Origin of the sequence: Pseudolactococcus laudensis (assembly GCF_013449735.1) — a bacterium.
Classification (GTDB): domain Bacteria; phylum Bacillota; class Bacilli; order Lactobacillales; family Streptococcaceae; genus Pseudolactococcus; species Pseudolactococcus laudensis.
Map to the genome: position 1 here is coordinate 1 of NZ_JACBNY010000063.1, position 1,435 is coordinate 1,435.

Here is a 1,435-nt window from a genome sequence, read left to right on the forward strand (position 1 = left end):
GGCTCTATAATAAATCGTGTGGGAAAATTTCCCAGGCGATTTTTTTGCATAAAAAAATCCTTCCTTCTATAATGTGAGTTACTAAGCAACACAAAAGAGAAGGAAAGACATGTTTAATTATATCTTAAGTCAGTATCATTTACAAGAAAAAGATTGGTTATATTCAGATCCCTCCCCTGTTCAAGTCGGGCGTCACTTTGAACTTAACGTTAAGCTAACGCAACCAGCGACTCAATGCACAAGCTGCCAGGGGACTAAATTCCATAGGCATGGCACAACGCCACACCCAAGAAGGGTACAGCTGACAGAATATATGGGCCTGCCCTGCTTTCTGATGATCACAATTGAACGTTATCGCTGTGTGACCTGTGGTATGACGCAATCCTCTCAAATCCCTGAACAACTTGTTTTAAAAGGGCATAAAGATTCCACCTTACTCAAAGCCCAGATCATCAGAAGACTAACAGAAAAAGAGTCCATCAAAGATGCGAGCCATGATCTCAACGTCTCCTCACACAGTTTCTACCGATTACTCAATCAAATGTCAAGCAAAGACGCATTTACCAAACTACCTCAGGTGCTCTGTCTTGATGAATTTAAGGCAACCAAAGATTGTACGGGGAGTATGGCTTTTATCGCAATGGATGGTGAGTCTCATGAGATTGTGACAGTTCTTGATGATAGACGTTTAGAGAGCTTGGTTAAATACTTTTTGAAGTTTCCTAGAAAGGTTCGAATGCGGGTCAAATATCTCGTGATGGATATGAATTATAGTTACGATAAGTTGATCAAGCGCTGTTTTCCTTGTGCTCAGCTCATCACAGATCGCTTTCATGTTGTCCAACAAATGACTAAGGCTTTCAATGTACTACGCATTCAAGTCATGAAAAGATTTGACACTAAAAGCCCTGAATACCGTCATCTCAAATATTATTGGAAACATCTACTTAAAAACTATGATAACCTTTCTGATACGCCTTTTTATTCATGTTCTTTACGAAAGTGGACATCTAGTCGGAAGCTGGTTGAACAACTGATTAATTACAGTCCGATACTCTATCAAGGCTGGCAAGTCTTACAATTAGCGAGCGGTCACTTCAGGAACAAGGATGCTCACTCATTTTTCACTTTAATTGCCTCGCTCAATACAGAAGTTCTGCCTGAAACATTTGTTAAGAAGTATCAATTTTTATTGCGTAAAAAGGCATCCATTAAGTTAGCACTTGAGTTAGACTATTCAAACGGCTGTTTGGAGGGGATGAATAATAAAATCAAGGCCATTAAACGTGTGGCTTATGGCTTTAGAACCTTTAGGAACTTCAAGAAACGCATTCTCCTCATGAACAAAACCTTAACTAATTAAAAAAACAAGCAACTCAACAGTTACTTGCTTTATAGTGGAAAACTATTTTCCCACACGATTTGACAAAGAGCC

1 protein-coding gene is annotated in these 1,435 nt (G+C 39.2%); it reads left to right on the top strand.

Annotated elements, in window-relative coordinates; all coding sequences use genetic code 11:
- Positions 1–109 precede the first annotated feature (109 nt).
- Entirely contained in the window at positions 110–1,363 is a 1,254-nt protein-coding gene (locus tag HZR21_RS11475; protein ID WP_180747711.1) for an ISL3 family transposase, read from the top strand.
- Positions 1,364–1,435 lie beyond the last annotated feature (72 nt).